The 22506-nt window shown below is 69.5% G+C and carries 20 protein-coding genes and 1 pseudogene; 7 read left to right on the forward strand and 14 right to left on the reverse strand.

Annotated features, from left to right (window positions below):
- Positions 1-126 precede the first annotated feature (126 nt).
- Together EV648_RS01565 and EV648_RS01570 are read right to left on the reverse strand one after the other, a co-directional pair.
- Complete coding sequence (locus tag EV648_RS01565) at positions 127-327, reverse strand: hypothetical protein (RefSeq protein ID WP_132284274.1); 201 nt, start codon at positions 325-327, stop codon at positions 127-129.
- Positions 328-363: 36 nt separating this feature from the next.
- Positions 364-3249: a type 2 lanthipeptide synthetase LanM family protein gene (locus tag EV648_RS01570; protein ID WP_132284276.1), complete on the reverse strand. Its 2886-nt coding sequence runs from the start codon at positions 3247-3249 to the stop codon at positions 364-366.
- Between the two features lie 464 nt (positions 3250-3713).
- Between EV648_RS01570 and EV648_RS01575 the strand changes: the two genes are divergently transcribed.
- Together EV648_RS01575 and EV648_RS01580 are read left to right on the forward strand one after the other, a co-directional pair.
- Positions 3714-4793 carry an MsnO8 family LLM class oxidoreductase gene (locus tag EV648_RS01575; RefSeq protein WP_132284278.1) on the forward strand — a complete coding sequence of 360 codons (1080 nt, stop codon included), beginning with the start codon at positions 3714-3716 and terminating at the stop codon, positions 4791-4793.
- A 95-nt stretch (positions 4794-4888) separates the two neighbouring features.
- Positions 4889-6349 (forward strand): NAD-dependent succinate-semialdehyde dehydrogenase, encoded by a 1461-nt coding sequence (locus EV648_RS01580; protein WP_132284280.1) that lies wholly within the window; start codon positions 4889-4891, stop codon positions 6347-6349.
- Positions 6350-6361: 12 nt separating this feature from the next.
- Here EV648_RS01580 and EV648_RS01585 read toward each other — a convergent pair whose 3' ends face one another.
- The 4 genes from EV648_RS01585 to EV648_RS01600 form a co-directional block, all read right to left on the reverse strand.
- Positions 6362-7588, reverse strand: coding sequence for a glutathionylspermidine synthase family protein (locus EV648_RS01585; RefSeq protein ID WP_132284282.1), 1227 nt, complete (start codon positions 7586-7588; stop codon positions 6362-6364).
- Positions 7588-8040 (reverse strand): hypothetical protein, encoded by a 453-nt coding sequence (locus EV648_RS01590; protein ID WP_241994807.1) that lies wholly within the window; start codon positions 8038-8040, stop codon positions 7588-7590. The genes EV648_RS01585 and EV648_RS01590 overlap by 1 nt, the downstream gene beginning before the upstream one ends.
- Positions 8037-9395 (reverse strand): APC family permease, encoded by a 1359-nt coding sequence (locus EV648_RS01595; protein WP_241994808.1) that lies wholly within the window; start codon positions 9393-9395, stop codon positions 8037-8039. The genes EV648_RS01590 and EV648_RS01595 overlap by 4 nt, the downstream gene beginning before the upstream one ends.
- A gap of 74 nt (positions 9396-9469) precedes the next feature.
- Entirely contained in the window at positions 9470-10024 is a 555-nt protein-coding gene (locus tag EV648_RS01600; protein WP_132284284.1) for a GNAT family N-acetyltransferase, read from the reverse strand.
- A 96-nt stretch (positions 10025-10120) separates the two neighbouring features.
- On the opposite strand from EV648_RS01600, the gene EV648_RS01605 reads away from it, so the two are divergent.
- From EV648_RS01605 to EV648_RS01615, 3 genes are read left to right on the forward strand one after another with little or no spacing between them, the layout of a single operon-like run.
- Positions 10121-10705, forward strand: a complete 585-nt coding sequence (locus tag EV648_RS01605) for a TetR/AcrR family transcriptional regulator (RefSeq protein ID WP_132284286.1) — start codon at positions 10121-10123, stop codon at positions 10703-10705.
- Positions 10706-10751: 46 nt separating this feature from the next.
- Entirely contained in the window at positions 10752-11027 is a 276-nt protein-coding gene (locus tag EV648_RS01610) for a ribbon-helix-helix protein, CopG family (protein WP_132284288.1), read from the forward strand.
- The gene (locus EV648_RS01615) at positions 11027-11437 is read left to right on the forward strand and encodes a type II toxin-antitoxin system VapC family toxin (protein ID WP_132284290.1); all 411 of its coding nucleotides are present in this window, start codon (positions 11027-11029) and stop codon (positions 11435-11437) included. The genes EV648_RS01610 and EV648_RS01615 overlap by 1 nt, the downstream gene beginning before the upstream one ends.
- Positions 11438-11509: 72 nt before the next feature.
- Here the strand turns inward: EV648_RS01615 and EV648_RS01620 are convergent, their stop codons facing one another.
- From EV648_RS01620 to EV648_RS01640, 5 genes and pseudogenes are all read right to left on the reverse strand, one after another.
- Positions 11510-13984, reverse strand: a complete 2475-nt coding sequence (locus EV648_RS01620; RefSeq protein ID WP_241994810.1) for a glycoside hydrolase family 2 protein — start codon at positions 13982-13984, stop codon at positions 11510-11512.
- Between the two features lie 83 nt (positions 13985-14067).
- Positions 14068-14670, reverse strand: coding sequence for an SGNH/GDSL hydrolase family protein (locus EV648_RS01625; protein ID WP_132284292.1), 603 nt, complete (start codon positions 14668-14670; stop codon positions 14068-14070).
- A complete protein-coding gene (locus EV648_RS01630; RefSeq protein WP_132284294.1) occupies positions 14670-15767 on the reverse strand; it encodes a Gfo/Idh/MocA family protein in 1098 nt (365 codons plus the stop codon). The genes EV648_RS01625 and EV648_RS01630 overlap by 1 nt, the downstream gene beginning before the upstream one ends.
- The gene (locus tag EV648_RS01635; RefSeq protein ID WP_132284296.1) at positions 15764-16510 is read right to left on the reverse strand and encodes a sugar phosphate isomerase/epimerase; all 747 of its coding nucleotides are present in this window, start codon (positions 16508-16510) and stop codon (positions 15764-15766) included. Before EV648_RS01635 ends, EV648_RS01630 begins: the two co-directional genes overlap by 4 nt.
- Positions 16511-17075: 565 nt before the next feature.
- Positions 17076-17330: pseudogene (locus EV648_RS01640) on the reverse strand (TrmO family methyltransferase); the annotation flags it as partial.
- A gap of 161 nt (positions 17331-17491) precedes the next feature.
- Here EV648_RS01640 and EV648_RS01645 point away from each other — a divergent pair.
- Complete coding sequence (locus EV648_RS01645) at positions 17492-18520, forward strand: LacI family DNA-binding transcriptional regulator (protein WP_132284298.1); 1029 nt, start codon at positions 17492-17494, stop codon at positions 18518-18520.
- Here the strand turns inward: EV648_RS01645 and EV648_RS01650 are convergent.
- The 3 genes from EV648_RS01650 to EV648_RS01660 all read right to left on the reverse strand — a co-directional run bounded on the left by EV648_RS01650 (position 18517) and on the right by EV648_RS01660 (position 21856).
- Complete coding sequence (locus EV648_RS01650) at positions 18517-20619, reverse strand: molybdopterin-dependent oxidoreductase (RefSeq protein WP_132284300.1); 2103 nt, start codon at positions 20617-20619, stop codon at positions 18517-18519. The two genes, EV648_RS01645 and EV648_RS01650, sit on opposite strands and share 4 nt — an antisense overlap.
- 36 nt (positions 20620-20655) lie before the next feature.
- Entirely contained in the window at positions 20656-21174 is a 519-nt protein-coding gene (locus EV648_RS01655; RefSeq protein WP_132284302.1) for an AAA family ATPase, read from the reverse strand.
- Positions 21175-21256: 82 nt separating this feature from the next.
- Complete coding sequence (locus tag EV648_RS01660) at positions 21257-21856, reverse strand: TetR/AcrR family transcriptional regulator (RefSeq protein WP_132284304.1); 600 nt, start codon at positions 21854-21856, stop codon at positions 21257-21259.
- A gap of 78 nt (positions 21857-21934) precedes the next feature.
- Here EV648_RS01660 and EV648_RS01665 point away from each other — a divergent pair, with 78 nt between their 5' ends.
- Entirely contained in the window at positions 21935-22504 is a 570-nt protein-coding gene (locus EV648_RS01665; protein ID WP_132284306.1) for a 2TM domain-containing protein, read from the forward strand.
- The last annotated feature ends 2 nt before the right edge of the window (positions 22505-22506 follow it).

Below are 22506 nucleotides of genomic sequence, written 5' to 3' on the forward strand. Positions count from 1 at the left end.
GTCCGGTCGCAGTCGAATCGGCAGGTTGGCCTGGGCAACCGGATGGCACGGTCGAACGGTGCAGCAAACGTATGTTCAGCCGCCGGCGGACGTCCGCGACCGTCCGCCGGCAGCTGGCTCACGGGGTCATTCGGCGATCGTCGGCCAAGTGCTGAAGGTCTCAGTGAGCGCGGCGACGCCGACGCTCGCGACACCGACCACGCCGGCCAGGGCCATCGCCCGGCGGCCGAGGCGCGAGCGGGTCGGCACGTCGATCGGGCCGAGCGGGTCGGTCTCGACGGCCTGCGGGTCGAACTGGTCGTCGCTGGAGGTGTGCTGGGCGGTCATGGTGTTCCCCTGTCGGTGGTGGGTCGGGACCGGCTCTCAGCGCTGTGGTGGGCGCCGGGGACCGGTTGTCGGTTCGAGCAGCAGCACGGACGGAACCTGTCCGCCGAAGGCGAGGCGCAGCAGTCCGTAGCCGATGCCCGCCAGGCCGGTCAGCAGGCCGGCCGAGGGGACACCGCGTGGACTGCCGCAGCGCGGCCCGTACTGCTGTACTGCGGCGAGCACCAGCCCGGCCCGGCGACGCCGGACTGCCTCGATGGCGGGGTGATCGCGTTCGGCGAGCCACATCAGTGGCTCCACCGCGCCGACCTCGCCGTGACACAGACTCATGTCGGCGAGCACCGGACGTTCTGTGGCGGTCCTCAGGTACGCCTCGAGGTCCGCGGGGACACCGGCGGCGAGGCGCGCCAGTGCGGTACCGGCGTCGCCCGAACACCAACCTGCGTTGGCCGGACGGTTGCGCCGATCAAGGTCGGCCGCCACCCGCGCGCCGTCCCGGTACTTCGCCTCCGGTACGTCGTACTGCCCCAGCGCCCAGGCGATTCCCTGGTACCCGCGGGCGAACCCGCCGGCCGGTGCGGGCAGTTCCCGGCGTACGCCGAGGTCGATGGCGGTGAGCAGTTCGTCGGCATAGCGGGTGGCGAGCCGGGAGGCGGCGGGCTGGTCGTGGATCGCCTGCATCGCGGCCAGTCCACCGGCAGCGCCGTCGGCGAAGCCCGGGAACATCGTCGGGTCCGGGGCGATCCGCTCGGACAGTTCCAGTGCTGTGGCGAGCCACTGGGAGATGTCGGAGTCGCCGAGCAGTTCCGCGAGTCGACTGAGCCCGTAGCTGATCCCGCCCAGTCCGTGCAGCCCGGATCCCACCAGTTGCGCGGACTCCAGGTCCGTGGCGAGGGCCTCGAGCAGTAGGGGGATCGGGCGGATCGCGTCCCGGGCGAGCTCGCTGTACTTGTCGGCGCCGGTCAGAGCAGCCACCTGGGCCAGGAAGAGCGCGGTACCGGTGTAGCCGTTGGAGAGCCCTGCTCCCATCGGCATGACGGCCCAGTGGTGGTCGTCGATGAGTTCGAGGCTCAGCCAGTTCGCCGGACCGCCGCTGTCGCCGAGCACGTGCGCGACGATCTCGTCGGCGATGTCGGTGGCGGCGGCCAGCAGCCGCTCGGGGTCTGCCTCTGCCGCGCCCAGGCCGGCCCTGTCCGCCGTACAGGCGTGGACGACGGGTTCCGGGCGGGTGGCCAGACAGGCGGAGATGATCCACTCCTGCCGGTGCTGGTCGATCTCGCTCATCGCCGCGATCTTGGCCTCGACCTCGGCAAGGCCCTGCGCAGCAAGGACTTTCGGCACCCGGGTGCCGTCCGCGGTCCAGAGGTCACGGCTGTCCGGCCGCGCCATGAACAGCGGTACGTCGCCGGCCCACAGGTCGGCCAGTTCGAACGGGACCAGGCGTCGCTGGCGAGGGTCGGCATCCCAGAGCAGGTCGAGCAACCGGCTCCGGCCGTCCGCGTCGCGTAGTGCGTCCGGGTGCGTCGACTCGTCCAGCAGCGCCACATAGGTGGCCGTCGGCCGGGGCACATAGCGGATCTCGTCGGCGGCGCAACGGGCGAGCATGCCGTCCGGTCCGAGCAACTCTCCCGAATGCCGGGCGATCGCTTCATATGCGGCCCGGAACCCTGTCAGCAAAGCGATCTCGTGGTCGCGCGGGTCCATCGGGACGTCGTCGAGCCGCGGCCGGTTCCGGCCGCCGCGGGTCCGGCCAGGCCGCCGGACCAGGTGCATCGAGTCCAGACCGGGGTCCGCCCAGTCGACCGTGCTCCTCGGCGCTACCTCGCCCGCATCCCCGCCCAGGCCGGACATGTCCGTGACACCGTGCTCTCCGGTCAGCAGCAGCGGGAGCAGCGCTGTGCGATACACCGAGCTCCGCAGGGCCGCGTGGGCTGGGTCGTGGCTCAGTACTCCGACCGTGGCCGGGCTGGGGTGGAACAAGGTCTCGACGTCCACGAGCACCGGTTGGTCGCCATCGGCGATCAGGTTCTCGTAGTGCATGTCGGTGCCGTCCAGCACGTACAGCAAGGCGAGCAGAGCGCCCTGCCGGTGGTAGAAGCGGCGTACTGCGGAGAGGTCTGCGCACGGAGTGTGCGGGACGTACCCGAGCCAGCCGTAACCGGGGCGGCGGAGGAGCCGGACAGTGCGGATGCCCAGGCCGGTTCTGTCGTTCAGCCAGTCGACGAGTTCGTTGAAGTGGCCGTGCAGATCCAGCGGCCTGGGCTTGTAGATCACTTGCCGGCCGTCGGCGAACGTGAGGGTCGCCGTCAGCCGGCCACCGCGGTGGGGATCGCCCCCGGGCTCCACGCTGACCAGGGGCCCGGGGTCCGCACCCGCCAGCAACTCGGTGGTCAGTTGCTCGCGGTCCTCGGCGAGACGCGCCAGCAACTCGAGGTGGCCCTCGACCGCCTGCCGACACGCCTCGCCCAGGACCCGGGCCAGCACCGGGTATGCCGCCAGGAACTCCGCCAGCTCGCTCCCTCCGACGAGCCGGTGGGTGAAGTCGAGGAATCGCTCGGCCGGGGTGTCCCCGGCCAGTTCGCCGCGGTCCCGTGCCCGGGCCAGTTCCAGCACCAGCGTCCGGGAGGCCAGCTTGACCAGCCGGAGGCCGAGGCGCTGCAGGAACTGCTCGGTCAGGACGCCGGTCTGCCCCGCCGCGGCGAGGTCCTGCCGGGCCGAGGCCAGCAGTGGTTCGAGACACCGGACCAGGGCCTGCTGCCAGTCGTCGGCGACCGGCGGCGGGGTGGAGAAGGTGGTGGTACTGCGTTCGACGTACTCCGCCCACGCGGGCATCGTCCGGCCCAGCTCATGGGGGCCGACCCCGGCTGACCACCAGGCCTTGGCCTGGCTGGTCCGGGCTGTCCCGGTGGCGGTGGAGTTGAGCACGCGCTCAGGCTGCCATCGGCGTATGGGTGCTGCCATGGGTATGCGGCCCCCATATTCTGCGCGGGATTCTGCGGGGAAGCCGGCGGGCGCGAGCAGTTCTGCTGTACCGCGGGCTGTCTGCTGTACCGCGGGATGGCGACTGGGGGTTGGCCACCCCACGGTCCAGCAGCGCCTGGCCGGACGACCTCTGGTGGAAGGTAGGCCGGCGCAGGAATTCAGGTGTGGCAGGTGACCGTTGTCGGGCCCCTGCGGTTCAGGTCACTCGTGGCCGGCCTCCTCGTGATCAGCGCGTCGATGACTGGGGGAACGCCGTGAACGATGCCGGAGCGCCGGAACGGGCGGCAAGGGCTGTGAGCACCCAAATTCCCGCCGCCGCCCCGGCGTACAACCGTGGGGGAGCGTGGACCGGAACATGGGGGACGAACCCCCATGCGCTGAACAGCGGGGACTGCGACGGTGGGCTCGTGTACAGCCCAGCCGCTCCAGGCCTGCCGGTCTCCGCCCACTCGGTGCTCGACGTGGTGCCGCAGTTGGCCGGTCAGTCGGCGGCCGCTGCCCTGCGGGAGACCGTCGAGGTCGCGCAGACGGCGGACGACCTGGGCTACCGGCGGTTCTGGCTCGCGGAGCATCATGGCGTCCGCGGCACCGGCAGCGCCAGTCCGGCCGTGCTCGCCGCGATCCTGGCCGCCCGGACCGACCGGATCAGGCTGGGCTCAGGTGCCGTCCTGCTGACGAACCACCAGCCACTGGTGGTCGCCGAACAGTTCGCGGCCCTCGCTGCCGCCTACCCGAGCCGGATTGACCTGGGTGTCGCCAAGGCGCCGAGTGCTCCGCCCAGCACGGCCGCCGCCCTCGGGTGGACCGACAAAGCGTGGGACAGCTTCCCCCAGCGGCTGGACGAGCTCTGCCGCTTCCTGCGGGACGGACTGCCCGGTCGCGCGCCGGTAGGGGATGTGCGGCTCGCGCTCGCGGGGTTGCCGCCGCCAGTGTTCGTCTTGGCGGACAGCCCGGCCGGAGCGCAGGTTGCCGCAGTACGGGGGCTGCCGGTGTTCCTCTCGCACCACTCGGCATCGGCAGCCACGCTGGCGGCCGCCGCGGCGTACCGGGACAGCTTCGAACCGACCGCACCCACTGGCAAGCCGTACGTCGGGGTGACGGTGGGGGTGGTCGCCGCGGACACCGACGAGGACGCGGTCAGCCGGCTGGCGGAGTACGTGCGGGTGAAGGGGCGGCTGAAGACGGCCTCGAACCGAGCGACTCCCGCGGAGCTGATGCACCTGCTGGAGCCGCCTATCACCAATCGCGAGCGGTCGCGGGCCGAGCGGCTGCTGGACGACCCGGGGTACGTCGTCGGCTCCCGGTCCGGGGTCGCCTCGGGCCTGGCGACCGTGGCCGCCACCACCGGCGCGGACGAGATCATGCTGGTCCCGCTGGCCTTCGACAGCCTGGTTCGCTCGGCCATCCTGCGGACGGTCGCCGCCGGCCTGACCCGCGCCATCCGGACCATCCCGCGCCACGCCCCGCACTTCGTCGCCACCGCCTGACACAGCTAGTGACTCAAGGCTGCCGAAGCGCACTCCATCACCGGCCTAAGGTGGGAAGTGCTGCGAGGTGGCCTCCACTACTGAAAGGCAGACCGATGTCGCGGGAGCAGGAAGTCGTTGAGGCGTGTCCGGCCGAGCTCTTCATCGCAGGCAAGTGGCGAGCGGCCGAGGGTGGTAAGACTCTCGCGGTCGAGGATCCGTCGACCGGGACGACCTTGTGCGAGGTAGCGGACGCCAGTCCCGCGGACGGACTGGCCGCGCTGGATGCGGCGGTCGAGGCGCAGGCGGACTGGGCCGCGACGCCGCCACGCGAGCGGGGCGAGATCCTGCGGCGCACGTACGAGTTGATGACCGAGCGCGCCGACGACCTGGCGCTGCTGATGACGCTGGAGATGGGCAAACCGGTCGCTGAGTCGAAGGCCGAGATCGCCTACGCGTCGGAGTTCTTCCGCTGGTTCGCCGAGGAAGCGGTGCGGATCGACGGCGGCTACCAGATCGCGCCGAACGGCAAAGGCCGCTTCCTGGTGATGCGGCAGCCGGTCGGGCCGTGCCTGCTGATCACGCCGTGGAACTTCCCTGCCGCGATGGGCGCCCGCAAGATCGGCCCGGCCGTCGCCGCGGGCTGCACGATGGTGATCAAGCCGGCCGCCCAGACGCCGCTGTCGATGCTGAAGCTGGCCGAGCTGATGACCGAGGCTGGACTGCCGCCCGGCGTGCTGAACGTGATCACCACCAGCGACTCCGGCGGCGTGATGGAGCCGCTGATCCGCGACGGCCGGTCCCGCAAGCTCTCCTTCACCGGCTCGACCCCGGTCGGGCAGAAGCTGATCGAGCAGTCCGCCGAGCAGGTGCTGCGGACCAGCATGGAGCTCGGCGGGAACGCGCCGTTCCTCGTCTTCGAGGACGCGGACCTGGACCAGGCGGTGGCCGGCGCGATGCTGGCGAAGATGCGCAATGGCGGTGAGGCCTGTACGGCGGCCAACCGGATCTACGTGCACTCGTCGGTGATGGACGAGTTCGCGACCAGGCTGACCGAGCGGATGTCCGCGCTGACGGTCGGCCGCGGTACCGAGGACGGGGTCGACCTCGGTCCGCTGATCGACGCCAAGCAGCGCGACAAGGTGAAGGAACTGGTCGAGGACGCGGTCGACCGCGGCGCCCGGGTGCTGACCGGCGGAACAGTTGCTGACGGCAACGGATACTTCTACCCGCCGACGGTGCTGGCCGACGTGCCGAAGACCGCGCGGCTGCAGAAGGAGGAGATCTTCGGCCCGGTCGCGCCGCTGACCGCCTTCGACACCGAGGACGAGGCGGTCGCGATGGCGAACGACACCGAGTTCGGCCTGGTCTCCTACCTGTTCACCAAGGACGTCAACCGCGCGCTCCGGGTCAGCGAGCGGCTGGAGAGCGGCATGGTCGGCCTGAACCAGGGCATCGTCTCCAATCCCGCGGCGCCGTTCGGCGGCGTCAAGCACTCCGGCCTCGGTCGCGAGGGCGGCTCGGTCGGCATCGACGAGTACCTGGAGATCAAGTACATCGCCGTCGCGCAGGACTGATCAGGCGGCCGGTTACTCCGCGAGCCAGGCCTGGATGGTCTCCTCGTCCGGCCGGGCCTCCGTGCCGATCGCGTGCGGGACGAACCGGGCGTAGTAGTCGGTGATCGGCCCGTCGGACTCGCGCACCATCATCCCGGCGGCCACGCCGTCGACCACCCAGCTGCCGATCACCGCGCGGTTGCCCTCGTACGACGGGAGCGGGTGCCACTCCTGGTAGACCATCGTCGAGGTGTCGTACGGGCCCTCGTGCACGTGGTCGTCGGTCGAGGCGATGGTGTGGATCTGGATGTTGCTGCCCTCGCGTCCGTGCAGCGGCTTGGCCACCCACTCGAGCAGGTCACCCGGCGAGTCGAAGTACGCCGGCAGCAGGTTCGGGTGGTCCGGGTAGAGCTCCCACAGCACCGGCAGGATCGCCTTGGTGGACAGCATCGTCTTCCAGATCGGCTCGATCCACTGCACCGGCTCCCGCTCGACCCCGGCCAGCACGTACCGGCCGAACTCGTCGTCGAGCATGTCTTCCCACGGGTAGAGCTTGAACGCGGTCCGGATCCGCCGCCCGCCCCAGTCCACGAACGCGCGCTGCTCCGACTCCCAGCCGAGGTCCTCGATCTCATGCCCGTACGTCGCCAGTCCCGCCATCGCCGCGGTATCGCGCAGGTAGGCCACCGTCATCGCCTCTTCGCCGCTGGTCTCGGCTCCTGAGTTGAAGAAGTGAGCCTCGTTCCCCGGGAAGCGGCCTGCCGCGAGCTTCTCGGCCCACCACTTGACCAGCCGGTCGTGCACCGAGTTCCACTGGTCGGCGTCGGGGAACACGTCCTCCAGCCAGTTCCACTGGATCACCGCGGACTCCAGCAGACCGGTCGGGGTGTCACCGTTGATCTCGAGCATCTTCGGCTCGATCCCGTTCCAGGCCAGGTCGAACCGCGCGTACACCGACAGGTCATCCCGCTTCAGCGACTCCCGGACCAGCGGCAAGGTGCCGGAGGCGAGGCCGAGCTGGGCGTCGCTGAACCTGTCGCCCGAGGCCATCACCGAGGCGGCGTGCTTGCACATCTCGTACAGCTCCTCGGTGACGCGTTCGAGGTGCAGGACCTCCTCCAGCGTCACCTCGTACCAGGCGCTCTCGTTCCAGTACGGCCGCTCGCTGCCGTCGGGCATGTCGGTCATCGGGAAGACCAGGCCCTGCTCGACGACCTTGTCCTTCCAGTCCGGGCGGGGCTTGATCGAGTGACGCCACATCAGCCGCCGGAGCCCCCCTTGCCCGCCTTGCCGAAGCCGCCGCGGGTGATGGTGCCGATGTTGCCGCCCTTGGTGTCGAGCCCGCCGCGCTTGACGGTCGCAGTACCGCCCGCGGCGCCGCGCAGGCCGGCGGTGGTGTAGGAGCCATCGGCGGTGTTGTAGCGGCCGCCGATCGGTGGCACGAAGGCGTTGCCGCGTGTGGCCATGTAGAACCAGAAGAAGCCCGCGCCGGAGCCGTGGTACTCCCGGTCGTCCTTGCAGTTGCCGTCGTCGGTGCGCTCCTGCGTCTGCGGGTCGACGCAGATCGCCGCGTAGTCCGGCTGGTCCTCGTCGTTGGAGCACCCGGTCAGGGACGCGGCGACCAGAGCGGTCAGCCCGAGCGTGATGCCCGCGCTCCGCATCCTCCGCTTGCCTGCCTGCGACTTGCCTGCCTGCGACCTCTGTTGGGTCATCGCCCTTCCCCTTCGGCGGGCGGCTTCATCGAGAACATGATGACGGCGCCCACGACCATCGTGACACCCACGACAACCAGGGGACCGGTGCCGACGTCCGCGACGGCCAGCACGAGCACGACGACGAAGGAGCCGGCCGCGATGAGCGGGATCACCGCACGCTGCAATACCCGCCCCCGGATCGCCCCGCTGAAGTACACCGGTACGGCGAGCGCCGTGGCCACGTAGTACAGCGACACCAGCACGGATACCGCCGCGACAGAGTCGGCCAGTACCGCGTCCGACGTGAGCACGAGTGTCACGTAGATGAGCACGCTGGCTGCCGCGAACACCCAGGTGGACACGCTGGGTGTCTGGTAGCGGGCGGAGATCCGGGCGAACTGCCCGGGGAACGCGTCCCGCCGGGCCATCGACAACATCGTCCGGGCCGTCGGCAGGATCGTCGTCTGGGTCGAGGCCAGGGCGGACACCAGCACCGCGCCGATCAGGACCTTGCCGCCGGCCGTGCCGAGGAGATCCGTGCTCAGGCTCGCGAAGAAGTCGTCGTCGGCGATCTCCGTCAGCGGGTCCACCCCGGCGTACGCGATCGCGGCCCACGCGACCACGACGTACATCACGATCAGGAAGGCGTTCGCGATCAGCGCTGCGATGGCCGGAGTACGGCGGGGGTCGCGCGACTCCTCGTTGACGCTGAAGGAGGAGTCCCAGCCCCAGTACAGGAATACGGCGACCAGAACCCCGGCGGCCCAGGCGCCCTCGCCGGTCTCCGAGAACGCCGGGATGCGGAGGGTGCCGGCCTCCCGGAAGGCGTTGATCACGAACCACAGCAGCGCCAAGACCTCCACGCTCAGCAGGATCAGCTGGGTCCAGGCGGCGATCCTGATGCCGCGGTAGGCGAGCAGGGCCATGCCGAGGATGAACACCGTGCCCAGGGCGGCCTGCGCGAGCCGGGAGTCCGCCGCGCTGTTGAGACCGAGCAGGTCGTAGGTGTAGACGGCGGCCACCTGGGCGAGGTTGCTCATCACGAGCACGCACGCCATCACCGTGGTCCACCCGACCATCCGGCCGATGCCGAGCCCGAACGCCTTCTCGGTCCACGGGAACGTCGTACCGCAGTCCGGCTCGGCCCGGTTCAGCTCGCGGAAGCACAGGGCCACCAGAACCACCGGGATCGCGCTGACCGCGAGCAGCAGCGGAGCGGCGGCGCCGACGTACCCGACGAGCAACCCGACCGACACGGCCAGTGAGTACGCCGGAGCGGTGGAAGCGATCCCGATGGCCGTGGACGACCCGATGCCTAGGGTGTTCCGGCGCAGGCTCCGGCCCCGGGAGCGCGAGTCAGCGGTCGTGGTCATCGCCCCCAGGGTCGCACGCGACCGGTTCGGGTCAGCGGGACCCAGGGGTCAGACCCAGGCCTCAGGCCCAGGCGTCAGGCCCAGGGGCGGTGGGGCCACTCGTCGCTGAGGATGGACCAGACCTGTACGTCGTGCAGTTCGCCGCGGTACGGGAACGCCTGGCGGAGGGTGCCCTCCAGGGTCATCCCGAGCCGCTGGGCGACCGCGACGCTGCGGGTGTTCGCCGGTACGCACCGCCACTCGACCCGGGTCATCCCGCGGGTTTCGATCGCCCAGTCGACCAGCTGTTGCGCGGCGCGGGTGATGAGGCCGTGGCCCTCCGCCTCGGCCGACAGCCAGACGCCGATCTCGCAGCTGCCCCAGGCGGCCTCGAAGGTGCGGAACAGCAGTCCGCCGACGAGTACCCCTTCCAGCCAGATGCCGTAGATCCGGCCCTCGTCGGCCGCCTGGCGCTTCGCGTACCGCTCGAGGAAGTTCCGCGCCTTCTCCTCGTCGACGACCACCTCGCCCCAGGGGATGTACGGCTCGATGTTGGCGCGGGCCTTGTCCACGTGCGCCAGGAACTCGGCCGCCTGCCACGGCTCGAGCGGGCGGAGCTCGGCATTCTCGGTGATCTTCGACGCGAACAAGGCGGCCTCCCCCGAGTACATAACAAACGTTCGGTACGTACTATAACCCTGTACTTGTTGAGCTTCTACTGAGATCCCCGGAGGAGGAGATAAGCGATGCCGGCGAAGACGGACCACGACGCCAGGCGGCGGGACGTGTCGGCCGCGGTCGGGCGGGTGCTCGCCGCTCAAGGCTTCGGCGGGCTGACCTTGCGCGCGGTCGCGGCCGAGCTAGGCGCGACCACAGGCCTGGTGACGCACTACTTCCCGTCCAAGCAGGCGCTGATCGTGCACGCACTGGAGGTCGCGGAGGCCCATACCCGTGCCCTCGTGCCATCTCTCGAGGGTGTTCACGGCTTGGAAGCGCTGCGGCAGGCGCTGGCCGCAGTACTGCCGTTGACTCCAGAAGGAACCGAGATCAACCGCGTCTGGGTGAGCTCCTGGGACGCCGCCCTGGCCGATCCCGAGCTGCACGCGCTGGAGAAGGCCCGCTACAAACGCTGGCGGTCCCGCCTGAAGCCCTTCGTCGTCGAGGCCCAGAACGACGGCGACCTGCCACCAGGTGACCCGGATGACCTGGTAGCAGCCCTAGCCGCCTTCACCCACGGCCTCGTAGTACAGGCCCTCTTCGACCCGAGACTGTTCACCCACAAGCGGCTGCTCGTCCTCCTCGCTTCCCACCTCGAAGCACTCCGTATCTAGGAGAGGTTGGTGCCACTGATGGTACCGACTGCGGTACCATCAGATCATGGCCACGAACCTGAGACTCACCCCCGAAGCAGCGTCGGCGCTCCAGGCCGAGGCTGAGCGGACCGGCAGGTCGCAGCAGGAAATCCTCCGGGAAGCTGTCGATCGCCACCTGCACCTGGTAGACGGCGAGCAGCCTGCAAGCGATCGCGACCAGGCGAGGGCCGCGCAAGTTGTGCGTCCGGCGCGGGTGGCCTATCGCAGGGTGGTGCCCCGGCTCCGGCTCCCGAAGGGCACCACCAGTCTCGACCTGCTCGATCGGGACGACCGTTTCTGATGCGCGTGTACGTGGATAGCAGCGCACTGATCAAGCGGGTGATCGTGGAGGAGGAGTCCGACGAGCTGGTCGACTTCCTCGATGCGCATTACCAGCAAGCCGACCTCCTGGCGTCGTCTTCGCTCGCCTGGGTCGAGGTGTCCCGCGTGGTGCTGGCGCGCGCCAAGTCGTCGACCGATACCGCCGATCTGATCGACGGAGCGATGTCCGGAATCGACGAACGGTCGATGACAGCCGAGGTCATCAGCGTTGCCCGCCGGATAGAGCCGCTGGTGTTGCGGAGCCTCGACGCAATTCACCTTGCGACGGCCGTGTTGATCGACGCCGACCTCGTCGTCACCTATGACGACCGGCTGGCCGACGCTTGCCGCCGCAACTCTCTCGCCGTCGCGATGCCTGGTCGCGACTGACTACTCCACGACGAGGTTGAGGCGTTGGATGCCCCAGTTGTCGGCGGCCGGCCCGTCCTGGGGGGCCTGTCATCAGGTCAGCAGGTCGTTCGCCGATCGCAGCACCGGTACGCCGAGCGCGCCGGCCGGGGTGGACGCGCGGGTCACGTGGAAGGTGTGCGACTGGCCCGCGTTCAGGGTGATCAGGCCGCTGTCGACCCGGGCCGAGGCCTCCAGCCGGTCCGGGAACAGCGCCAGGTCCTTGGTGAGCGCGGTCGCCGTCACCGTGACGTCGTAGCCGTTCTCGGTGCCGGCCACCTCCGCGGTGTAGGCGTCCCCGTCCAGCTTCAGCGCGGTGTCCTCCACGAAGTACCAGTACGCCGACGCGCCGTCGGCGGCCCGGACCTCCACGTACTCGGTCGCCAGCTCACCGGCCGTGGCAACCGACGCCGGCAGCGAGTTGAGCACTGCCGAGCGAGCCGGGACCTCGAGGGCGAAAGTCTCGCTGGCCAGCACCTCACCGCCCTTCGCGGTACTGCGCCGGGACACCGTCACCTCGGTGCTCCAGGCAACATCCGTGTCGTTGTGAGCGGCAACCACCGGGCCGTCCTCGCGAGGCTGCACCGTCAGCAGGCGATCGGCGTACACGCGCCGCAGGGCGAACCACAGCGGCTTGCGGATGCCGTGCCCGTCGACGGCGGCCCAGGAGACGACCGGCCAGTTGTCGTTCAGCTGCCAGACGATCGCGCCGGTGTTCAGCGGGAACAGGCTGCGGAAGTGTTCGATGCCGTAGGCAACCGCCCGGGCCTGGTTCAGCTGGGTGGTCCAGTGCCAGTCGTCGATGTCCCTCCACTTCGGCAGGTGCTCGCCGAGTCCCCGCTCCAGCTTGAGGTTGCCCTCGAACGCCTTCTGGTGCACGAGCATCTGCTCGCCGTACGGGTCGAGCGGCTGGTCGTGCACCACCGACGTCAACGTCGACCAGGCGGGCGGCCCCTGGAAGCCGAACTCGGAGACGAACCGCGGCTTGTACTTGCGGTACGTCGAGTAGTCCACCTGGTTCCAGACGTCCCAGATGTGCATGGTGCCGTTGCGCTCGTCGTTCGGGTGGATGTACCGGTCGTACGAGAACGGGCTGCCCGCGCTGTACGGCGTCCGGGGGTCGAGCTCGGCCACGATGGCCGGGAGCAGGTCGAAGTAGTACCCCTCGCCCCAGGTGCGTCCGGCCAGCGGAGCGCGCCAGCCCCACTCGACGTACCCCCAGATGTTCTCGTTGTTGCCGTTCCAGAGCGCGAGGCTGGCGTGCCGGCTCAGCCGGGTGACGGCCTGCCGCGCCTCGGCCTCCACCTCGCCTCGCAGGGGCTCCTCCTCGGAGTACGCGGCGCAGGCGAAGAGGAAGTCCTGCCAGACGAGTACGCCGAGCTCGTCGCAGACGTCGTAGAAGTCGTCGCTCTCGTAGATGCCGCCGCCCCAGACGCGAAGGAGGTTCATGTTCGCGTCGATGGCGTCGCGGATGCCGTGTTCGTAGGTCTCGCGGCTCAGCCTGGTGACGAAGGCGTCGTCAGGGATCCAGTTCGCGCCGCGCACGTAGACAGGCTTGCCATTGACCGACAGGACGAACGGGCCGCCGTTCTCGTCGGGGGCTACGTTCATGGTGATCGTGCGGAACCCGACCCGGCCCTGCCACCCGGCGGACTGCGAGTTCGCCGCGAGGGACACGGTCACGTCGTACAACGGCTGGTCGCCGTACCCGCGTGGGTACCAGCGGTCGACCGCGTCGACAGTCGAGGTGACCGTGGCCTCGGTGGAGCCGGCCGGGACGGTCACCTGGTTCGTGGTGCCGCCGACCTCGACGGTGATGGTGGCGTCGGTGGAGAAGCCTTCCGACCAGGCGAGAGCGACCTTGGTGTCCAGCACACCGCGGTCCTCCTCGAGGCCGGCGAGCGGCCGCACCGAGTCGATCCGTACGCCGGTCCACGACTCGATCCGGATCGGCCGCCAGATCCCGACGGTGGCCACGTCCGGTCCCCAGTCCCAGCCGAAGTTGCTCGCCATCTTGCGGATCGCGTTGTAGGGATGGAGGTTCGTGTGCGGCCAGAGGCCGGACTCCTCGGACAGCCGGTTCGCGGTCGCCACCGGGGAGGCGAACTCGATCACCAGCTCATTGCCCTCAGCAATGAGGAGTCCGGTGACGTCGAACCGGTACGAGCGGTGCTGGTTGCAGGTGCGGCCGAGCTCCGTGCCGTTCAGCGTCACCGTGGCGGCCGTGTCGAGGCCCTCGGCAACGAGATCCTGGACGGCCTGCTGGTCGTCGGCCCAGTCGAAGACCGTGCGGTAGGTCCAGCTGGTCAGGCCGATCCAGGCGAGCTTGCCCTCGTTGTCCCCGTCGAACGGATCCGGAATCACGCCCGCCGTCAGCAGGTCGGTGTGCACCTCGCCGGGGACGGTGGCGGCGACCGGCGTCGTCGGCAGGTCGCCCTGCCCCTCCGGCACCGGGCCATCGACCGCCCGCACGGTCCAAGCGGCACCGCCTGCGGTGGTCAGCGGGACAGTCCTGAGAGTGGATTTCACAGACGGATCTCTTTCGGGGGAGGGGTGCTTGACCGGTTTACTTGATTGCCGCGACGAGGTCTGCCGGCCTGCTGTCGGCGTGATCAGGAAATGGTGCGCTGCCAGAGATCGGCGAGCAGCCGGTGTCCGGCGGCCGTCGGATGGACGCCGTCATCGGCGAGCGTGGTCGCCCCGACAACTGCTGCCTGCCGGTTGAACTCGACATCGGCCGGCACCAGCACAGCGCCGTACTCCGAAGCCAGCCGGCGGACGACCTCGATCTTCGGGTCCAGGTCTTCCCGCCAGGCGTCCTGGTCGTCCTTGACCGCGAGCAGGAACGGCTCGACCAGGATCAGTTTCGCCTGTACCGGTTCGAGCAGGGCCCGGTAGGACCGCTCGAACGACTCGGTCGAGGTCGGGTCGTTCTTGTCATACCGGCGCCAGGTGTCGTTGATGCCGATCAGCACGGACACCACGTCCGGCTGGTGCGCGAGGGCATCGGTCTGCCAGCGTGCCTCGAGATCGGCGGCGCGATTGCCGCTGATGCCGACGTTCACGATCCGCGGCCGCTGCGGGCCGAGGGAATCGAACAGGTCCCGGACATAGCCATCGCCCAGGCCCCGCGGATCCTCCCGGCGGCCGCAGTCGGTCACGGAGTCCCCGGCGAACACGACGGTCCGCCGGGGATCCAGGAGTTCTTCGATCATCAGATGGTCGAGGCGTGCACGTCCCAGTCGTCCGGCAGGACGGCGGGGATCTGGACAGTGCTGGTGACGTCCACGAAGGCGCCCGTCTCGATCGACTCGGTGATGGAGGCCATCACGTCGACGACGTGGAAGGCCAGCGCCCCGGTGGCCCGGTGCGGCCGGTCCTCCCGGATCGCCCGCGCCATGTCCAGTACTCCGGTACCGCGCTCGGCGGACGCCTCGGTGCTGGCGACGGTCTCCCAGTCCTCGCTGCCGCGACGGCGGATCTTGATCTCGCCGTCGAAGCGGTTCGGGTCCGGCAGAGCCAGGGTCGCGTCCGCGCCGGTGATCTCCACCAGCCCGGCCCGCGGCAACGGCGAGTCGAAGCTGAAGATGCTCTGCGAGGACTGCCCCGACTCGAACCGGGCGATCGCGGAGACGTGGGTCGGAACCGTCACGTCGAAGTCCGTGCCCTGCAGCGGGCCGGATCCGATCGTGCGCTTCTCCCGCGACTTGGAGCCGAGCCCGGCGACGGCCGCGACCGGACCGAAGCTCTGCACCAGGGCCGTCAGGTAGTACGGGCCGATGTCGAACAGCGGGCCCGCGCCCTCCTGGAACAGAAAGGCCGGGTTCGGGTGCCACGACTCCGGGCCGGGGGACTGCATCAGGGTGAGCGCGGTCAGCGGCTCCCCGATGTCACCCTTCTCGATGATCCGCCGGGAGGTCTGCAGGCCCGGGCCGAGGAACGTGTCCGGAGCGCAGCCCAGCCGGAGTCCCGCGTCCTGAGCGGTCGCGAGCAGCTTGAGTCCGCTCTCCTGGTCGAGCGAGAAGGGCTTCTCACTCCACACGTGCTTGCCCGCGGCGACGGCCGCGAGGGCGACCTCGACGTGGGCGAGCGGGATGGTCAGGTTGACCACGATCTCCACGTCCGGGTGGCTGAGCACCGCCTCGGGACCACCGTGGGCCTCGATGCCGTACTCCTCGGCCTTGGCCTTGGCCGCCTCCGGCCGCAGGTCCCCGATCGCGACCACCTTCAGGTCGGGGAAGCTCTGCATGCTCTTCAGGTAGGCGTCGGAAATGGTTCCGGCGCCGATCACGCCTACGCCGACAGCGCTCATGCAACATCCTCTCCGGTCAGGTAGGCGAAGCTGCCCGCCACCGCGTCGAAGATCTCGCCCTCGAAGTCGTCGAGCTCGACGACCCGCAGCGTGCCCGGAGACGCCTCGAGGATCTCGTTCACGTTGATGGAGCCGGCGCCCACCGCGACCTGCGCCTTGTTGTTCAGGGTGCCGTCGCCGTCCTTGACGTGCAGCGCCTTGACCCGGTCACCGAGCCGGCCGAGCAGAGCCGGTACGTCGGCGCCGCCGACCGCGGCCCAGTACGTGTCGACCTCGAGGATGACGTCGTCGGACAGGTTGTCGGCCAGGATCTCCAGGCCGTGCACCCCGTCGATCACGGACTCCAGCTCGAACTGGTGGTTGTGGTACCCGACCGTGATGCCGTGGTCGGCCGCCTCCACCGCCGCCTTGTTCAGCGCTTCCGCCGTCGCCTTGATGTCGTCGGCGGACTGCCAGCGCGCCGGGTCGACGTGCGGGTCGATCACGGTGGTGATGCCGAGCTTCTTCGCCACCTCGAAGATCGGGCCGGACTCCTCACGCAGCAGACCAGCGTGCGTGGTGGGAGCCGTCAGGCCGTACTTGGGCAGCGCCTCGGCCAGCTTGTCCGCCAGCCCGACCACACCGAACGGCTCCACCTTGCGGTAGCCGATCTCCGCGATGCGGGCCATCGTGGCGTCGAAGTCCTCCTCCAGCTTGTACCGGACCGTGTAGAGCTGAAGGGACAGATTGTCCACTGCGACCATGTTTTCTCTCCTCGTCCCCGAAGCACCCCGCTGCCCGGGAGGCACTCCGGCCGACCTAGCCGAACCGGTTAAGTAACTCGCCGCAGCGTATCCCACCACCCCACCCCCAGGCCACCCCAAAACCACCCACTGAGCCGTCTCCACCCCCGAAGGCAAGCGCTTACCCGCCTCGCCCTCCGGTCGAGGGCCACCCCCCGTCCTCATCCGACAGGGCTGACGCGCCTGGCCTCCGGATCTCCTCGGCCTCGGTGGCGGCGACCCCAGCCGCCGCACGCTGTCGAGTCGTGGATTTGGGGAACCGGCAACCGCCTGCCAGCAACCGGGATCCACGACTGAGCGAGCACTCACCGGCTAAGACGCACTGGCCGGCGGGGCACGCCAAGCACTTTGTGCACCACCGGAGTACGGCACCCGGCCAGCGGCACTCATGTGATGCACAAGGTGGCAGATCCAGGAACGTGATGGGCCGCAATGACACCATCGACCGGTCGGTCGCCGAAACCCTCCCACTCTTCTGGCGCTTCATCGCCGAGAAGTACGGCATCCACCCCCCGATCCCTGGCAGCTAGTCGCTGGAGGCTGGGGCGAAGTAGTCGGTGAGCGTCTCGGTCGGCCAGGACGGTTGGGTGACCGAGCCGCGGGGGCCGAACTCTGCGAACCAGAGCTTGATGTCGAGGACGGGAGTGCCGTCGACGGCGTCGAGGTCTTCTACGTGGAGGTCCAGGCCATCGACCTTGAGTAGACGGCAGCGGGAGACGCCCAGCCAGTTGGTACGGCGCATGTTGAGGTGGCCGAAGATGCCTACCTCGGGCCAGTCCGGGTTGTCGCGGGGGCGGTGGGCGCGGGGTTTGTTTGATCAAAACGGGTTGCTCTGAGTAGGGGAGAGCGGTTACCTGTGGACAGGGTGTAGGCGGGAGGTCGCAGAATGGGGGAGGGCCGGGTCGCCGTCACGGTCCGGGTTGCCTGTTGAAGGAGGCCGTTGTGGCCCGCATCACCATCAAGGAGATCGCCAGACGGGCCGGCGTCTCCAAAGGCGCGGTGTCGTATGCGCTGAACAACCAGCCGGGGGTGTCCGAGGCGACCCGGGCGCGGGTGCTCAAGGTCGCCGAGGAGTTGGAGTGGGTGCCGAACCGGGCTGCCCGGCAACTCTCGGCCGCGCGGAGCGAGACCTTCGGGCTGGTGCTGGCGCGGACCGCGAAGACCCTCAGCGAGGAGTCTTTCTACATGGGCTTCGTCGGGGGCGTGGAGTCCGTTCTGAGCGAGAAGTCATACGCGCTCGCGCTCCAGGTCGTGCCCAGTCTCGACGAGGAGATGGCGACGTACCGGAAGTGGGCCGCGGAGCGCCGGGTGGACGGGGTGCTCGTGGTCGATCTGCGAGTCGCCGATCCGCGGATCCCGCTGCTGCGGAGGCTCGACTTGCCGGCGGTACTGGTCGGTGATCCGGCGCTGGCCGACGGGATGACGTGTGTGTGGACCGACGGGACGACCGCAATGGAGGCCGCTGTCGGCCACGTCGCGGAGCTCGGGCACCGGGAGATCGCTCGGGTGGCCGGGCCGCCGGAGCACGGGCATGTGTGGATCCGGGATCAGGCCTTCGCCGCGGCCAGCCATCGGCTTGGGCTGGATGCGCGGGTGCTGCACACGGACTTCTCCGGCGAGGAAGGCGCGGCAGCGACCCGCGAGTTGATGGCGAACGACGACCGGCCGACGGCGATCATCTACGACAATGACCTGATGGCCGTCGCCGGGTTGTCCGTCGTGAACGGCCTGGGGTTGAAGTCGCCCGACGACGTCACGATGGTCGCGTGGGACGACTCGACCCTGTGCCGGCTGACCCACCCGACCCTGACCGCGATGAGCCACAACATCGTTGCCTACGGCGCCGAAGTCACCCAGCGGCTGTTCGACCTGCTCGACGGCGCGCTACCCGCCGCGCACCTCTACTCGACGCCCGCCCTGGTGGTGCGGGAGAGCTCCGGCCCGCCTAACCGACAGCCGCGGTCCGCCTAACCGATAGCCGCGGCCGCAGTCACCTTCACCGGTACGCCGTTCAGGGCGGCCGTACCGGCGAGGGTGTCCGTTAGGTCGGCATCGGTCACGTCGTTCGCACTCGCCCCGGCCACCTGGTTCGCGATCGTCAGCCGCGCACCGGGCCGTCCATGACCGAACCCGTGCGGCAGGCTCACCACTCCAGGCATCATGTCCTCGCTGGCAGCGACCTCCACGTCGACGGATCCCGCCGCCGAGCTGACATGCACCAGCTGACCGTCCTTGAGATCATGCGACAGAAGGTCGTCCGGATTCATCAACAACTGATGCCGCGGCTTGCCCTTCACCAGCCGAGCCGAGTTGTGCATCCACGAGTTGTTGCTGCGTAGGTGCCGTCGCCCGATCAGCACCAACCCGTTGCTCCCAGCAAGCAAGAACGCCGACAGCCGAGGCAGATCGTCGAGAATCATCCGCTGGGCAAGGTCGATCCGCTTCGTCTTGTTGCGAAGGGCGCCTGGCAGGGCAGGCTGCAACGGCCCGAGGTCGATCCCGCCCGGCGACTTCCGCAACCTGCCCACGGACAACCGGTACGGCCCGATCCGCAGTCCCAGGTCGACGACCCGCTTCGGCGACAACCGCAGCCGCGCCGACGCGATCACCTTGCGCCGGCGTCTCGGCGTACGGCGTAACAGAGCGAGGCCGAGTCCGCGGAAGATCTCCCAGTCGTGCCGGGCCTCCGGCGGACGAGGGAGTACGGCGTCGTTCCAGCGGGCCGTGTTCCGTACGGCGAGCTGGTGGAATGCCAGGTCGTAGTGATCCCGTTCGAGCGGTGGCGTCGGGGGCAGGATCACGTCCGCGTGCCGGGTGGTCTCGTTGATGTACGGGTCGACGCAGACCATGAAGTCGAGCGTGCCCAGGGCCTCGTCGAGCTTGCGGCCGTTCGGCGTGGAGAGCACCGGGTTGCCCGCGATGGTCACCATCGCCCGGATCTGGCCGTCGCCCGGCGTCAGGATCTCCTCGGCCATCACGGATGCGGGCAGTTCGCCGCCGAACTCGGGCAGTCCGCGCACCCGGCTCTTCCAGACGCCGATGTGGCCGCGGGCGATCCCGCGCAGGGTGTCCACGGCCGGCCGCGGGATCATCGTGCCGCCTGGCCGGTCGAGGTTGCCGGTGATGATGTTGAGCACCTGCACCGCCCACTGGCAAACCGCGCCGAACTGCTGGGTGGAGACGCCGACTCGTCCGTAGCAGGCGGCCTTGTCGGCGCCGGCGAACTCGCGCGCGATCCGGCGGATGGTGTCCGCGTCGATCCCCGTCACCGGCGCCGCCCGCTCGGGCGTCCACTCGCGCGTCGCCGCCGTCACCGCATCCAGCCCGTCGACGTACTGCGCGGGCCTGGCGTGACCGTCGGCGATCACCTGATGGATCAGCGCGAGCAGGAATGCCGCGTCCGTACCGGGCCGGACGAAGTGGTGCTCGTCCGCCACGGCCGCGGTCTCGCTCCGGCGCGGGTCGATCACGACCACCCGGCCGCCGCGCTTCTGGACCTCCTTGAGCCGCCGGCCGAACCCCGGCGCGGTCATCATGCTGCCGTTGGAGGCGAGCGGGTTCGCGCCGAGCATCAGCAGGTACGACGTACGGTCGATGTCCGCGACCGGGACCATCAACTGGTGCCCGTAGAGGAGGTGTGACGCCAGCATGTGCGGCAGTTGGTCGACCGAGGTGGCGCTGAACCGGTTGCGGGTCCTGAGCTGCCGGACGGCCGTCGGCATGTGCGTCAGCGCCCCGAGGCTGTGGACGTTGGGGTTGCCCAGGTAGACCCCGACGGAGTTCTTCCCGTGCTCCTTCTGGATCCCGGTCAGCTGGGCGGCGACCAACTCGTACGCCTCGTCCCAGCCGAGCTCCTCCCACCCGTCGGCGGTACGGCGTACCGGGGTGGTCAGGCGGTCCGGGTCCTCCTGGAGGTCGCGCAACGCGACCGCCTTCGGGCAGATGTGGCCCCGCGACAACGGGTCCGACTCGTCGCCCCGGATGTCCGTGACGTGGCCGTCCTCCACCGTCACGAGCACGCCGCAGATGGCTTCACACAGATTGCACGAGGTCCTCCGCACGGTCGCCATCCAGTCAAACTACCCTTGGGTAGCAGGGACCACTAGTCACTCGAAGCGGGCCTCGTCGAGGCGGCCGAGGATGGCGTCGACGGTTTCGTGCGGGGAGAGGTCGGAGTTGTCGAGCCAGAGCCCGCGGCGCGGGGTGAAGGCGTGCAGCTCGTAGTCGAGCTCGTCGACCGAGTGCTCGTACCCCGAGCCGAGGCGGTTCGAGATCACGTCCGGTCGCGGGGTCAGTACGACGAGGTACCGCGGCCGGGTCTGGATGCCGTCGAGGAACTCACGCAGCAGTTCGCCGATCACCACGTCCTGCAGTACGACGGTGAACCCGGCCTGGGCGTAGCCGTCGGCAGCTTGGCAGGCCAGCCGGTACCTGAGCTTGAGCTGCTTCTGCGCCTCGACGCCGTTCTCGATGGCCGAGGAGGCCTGGCCGCTGACGATCATCCGGCGGAACACGTCGCCGCGCAGGTGGACGCCGTACTGGAAACGCTCGGCGAGCAACTGGGAGACGGTGGACTTCCCGGCCGCCGTGATCCCGCTGACGACGATCACCCCCTCGGTCTCCATGAGGGGATCGTGCCACGCAGGACAAGCTTTTAGTGAGGCCTCGTCCATTCTTGTCTTTAGTCGGACATAGCGAGCCCGCTCGTCAAGCGCGCAACGATTCCAGGTGCGCGCCGAGGATCGCGCGGACGCGGGCCGGTGTGGTGTGGTCCGGCTGGATCGACGCGTGCATCGCGAGGCCGTCGATCAGGGCGTGCAGACGCTCCACCTCGAGGTCCTCGTCGAGGTCGTCCCGTACTGCGTCCGCCTCGGCCAGGCTGGTGACCAGGGACCGGCAGAGGTCGCGCAGACCGTCCTGGACCGGCCCGAGGTGTTCGCGCAGCCCGCCGGCGCCCGACTCGGCCTGGGCCTGCGCCATGAACGACAGCCAGATGTCGAACTCGGCCTGCCGCTCCTCGTCCAGCGGGATCACCTCCTCGAGGTACCGCAGCACGATCTCGGTGATGGTGCCCTCGTGCTGGAGCGCGCTGATCCGGTCCCGGACGCGGCGGGAGACCAGGTCCATCGCGAAGCTGATCAGCCCGTCCTGGTCCGGGAAGTAGTACCGCACGGCGCCGGCCGACCAGCCCGCCTCGGCGGCGACGGTGCGGACCGAGGCGGCGCGGATGCCGTCGCGGCGGACCACCCGCCACAGCGCCCGGGCGATCTCCTCGCGGCGGGCCTCGTGATCGACGATCTTGGGCATCTGCTCTTTTTAGCACACGTGTGTTATGGTCGATCGAGAAAACACGATCGTACTAAATACGAGGGGAAGGTGGACGCCGTGCTGCTCGCAGTGATCGCCGCCTGTGAGATCGGCTTCTGGGTCCTGCTCGCCGCCGGGATGATCGCGCGGTACGGGTTCCGGCTGCCCAGGCTGGGCATGGCGTTGCTGATGGCCGTCCCGCTGGTCGACGTGGTGATGCTGGTCGCCAGCGTGATCGACATCCGCCTGGGCGGTGAGCCGTCGTTCAAGCACTCACTGGCCGCGATCTTCATCGGGGTCAGCGTCGGCTTCGGCCACCAGACGCTCAAGTGGGCGGACGGCTGGGCGGCGTACCGGTTCGCCGGCGGGCCGCGGCCGGTCAAGCTGCGCAAGGGGACCCGGGCGAAGGCCCTGCAGGAGCGCCACGGCTGGTACCGGCACGTGCTCGCGTACGGCGTCGGTGTCGGGGTGATGGTTGCTCTCGGCCTGCTGTCCGGCCAGGGGTACGACGCGTTGCTGGGGCCGGCCTGGACCTGGACCATCGTGCTGGTGATCGACGGCTTCGTCTCCTTCAGCTACGGCGGCAGCCTCGAAGAGGACGTCGACGAGGACGAGCCGTGCATGGTCGAGCAGAAGCAGAACGTCTGAGC

This window comes from Kribbella sp. VKM Ac-2568, assembly GCF_004345365.1.
Taxonomy (GTDB): Bacteria; Actinomycetota; Actinomycetes; order Propionibacteriales; family Kribbellaceae; genus Kribbella; species Kribbella orskensis.

Excerpts from the sequence above, each read along its gene's own strand:
- EV648_RS01610 (WP_132284288.1), top strand. The coding sequence starts at position 10,752 with ATGGCCACGAACCTGAGACTCACCCCCGAAGCAGCGTCGGCGCTCCAG.
- EV648_RS01565 (WP_132284274.1), bottom strand. The coding sequence starts at position 327 with ATGACCGCCCAGCACACCTCCAGCGACGACCAGTTCGACCCGCAGGCC.
- EV648_RS01590 (WP_241994807.1), bottom strand. The coding sequence starts at position 8,040 with ATGACCCAACAGAGGTCGCAGGCAGGCAAGTCGCAGGCAGGCAAGCGG.
- EV648_RS01615 (WP_132284290.1), top strand. The coding sequence starts at position 11,027 with ATGCGCGTGTACGTGGATAGCAGCGCACTGATCAAGCGGGTGATCGTG.
- EV648_RS01605 (WP_132284286.1), top strand. The coding sequence starts at position 10,121 with ATGCCGGCGAAGACGGACCACGACGCCAGGCGGCGGGACGTGTCGGCC.
- EV648_RS01585 (WP_132284282.1), bottom strand. The coding sequence starts at position 7,588 with ATGTGGCGTCACTCGATCAAGCCCCGCCCGGACTGGAAGGACAAGGTC.
- EV648_RS01625 (WP_132284292.1), bottom strand. The coding sequence starts at position 14,670 with ATGATCGAAGAACTCCTGGATCCCCGGCGGACCGTCGTGTTCGCCGGG.
- EV648_RS01655 (WP_132284302.1), bottom strand. The coding sequence starts at position 21,174 with ATGGAGACCGAGGGGGTGATCGTCGTCAGCGGGATCACGGCGGCCGGG.
- EV648_RS01580 (WP_132284280.1), top strand. The coding sequence starts at position 4,889 with ATGTCGCGGGAGCAGGAAGTCGTTGAGGCGTGTCCGGCCGAGCTCTTC.
- EV648_RS01635 (WP_132284296.1), bottom strand. The coding sequence starts at position 16,510 with ATGGTCGCAGTGGACAATCTGTCCCTTCAGCTCTACACGGTCCGGTAC.
- EV648_RS01630 (WP_132284294.1), bottom strand. The coding sequence starts at position 15,767 with ATGAGCGCTGTCGGCGTAGGCGTGATCGGCGCCGGAACCATTTCCGAC.
- EV648_RS01650 (WP_132284300.1), bottom strand. The coding sequence starts at position 20,619 with ATGGCGACCGTGCGGAGGACCTCGTGCAATCTGTGTGAAGCCATCTGC.
- EV648_RS01660 (WP_132284304.1), bottom strand. The coding sequence starts at position 21,856 with ATGCCCAAGATCGTCGATCACGAGGCCCGCCGCGAGGAGATCGCCCGG.
- EV648_RS01595 (WP_241994808.1), bottom strand. The coding sequence starts at position 9,395 with ATGACCACGACCGCTGACTCGCGCTCCCGGGGCCGGAGCCTGCGCCGG.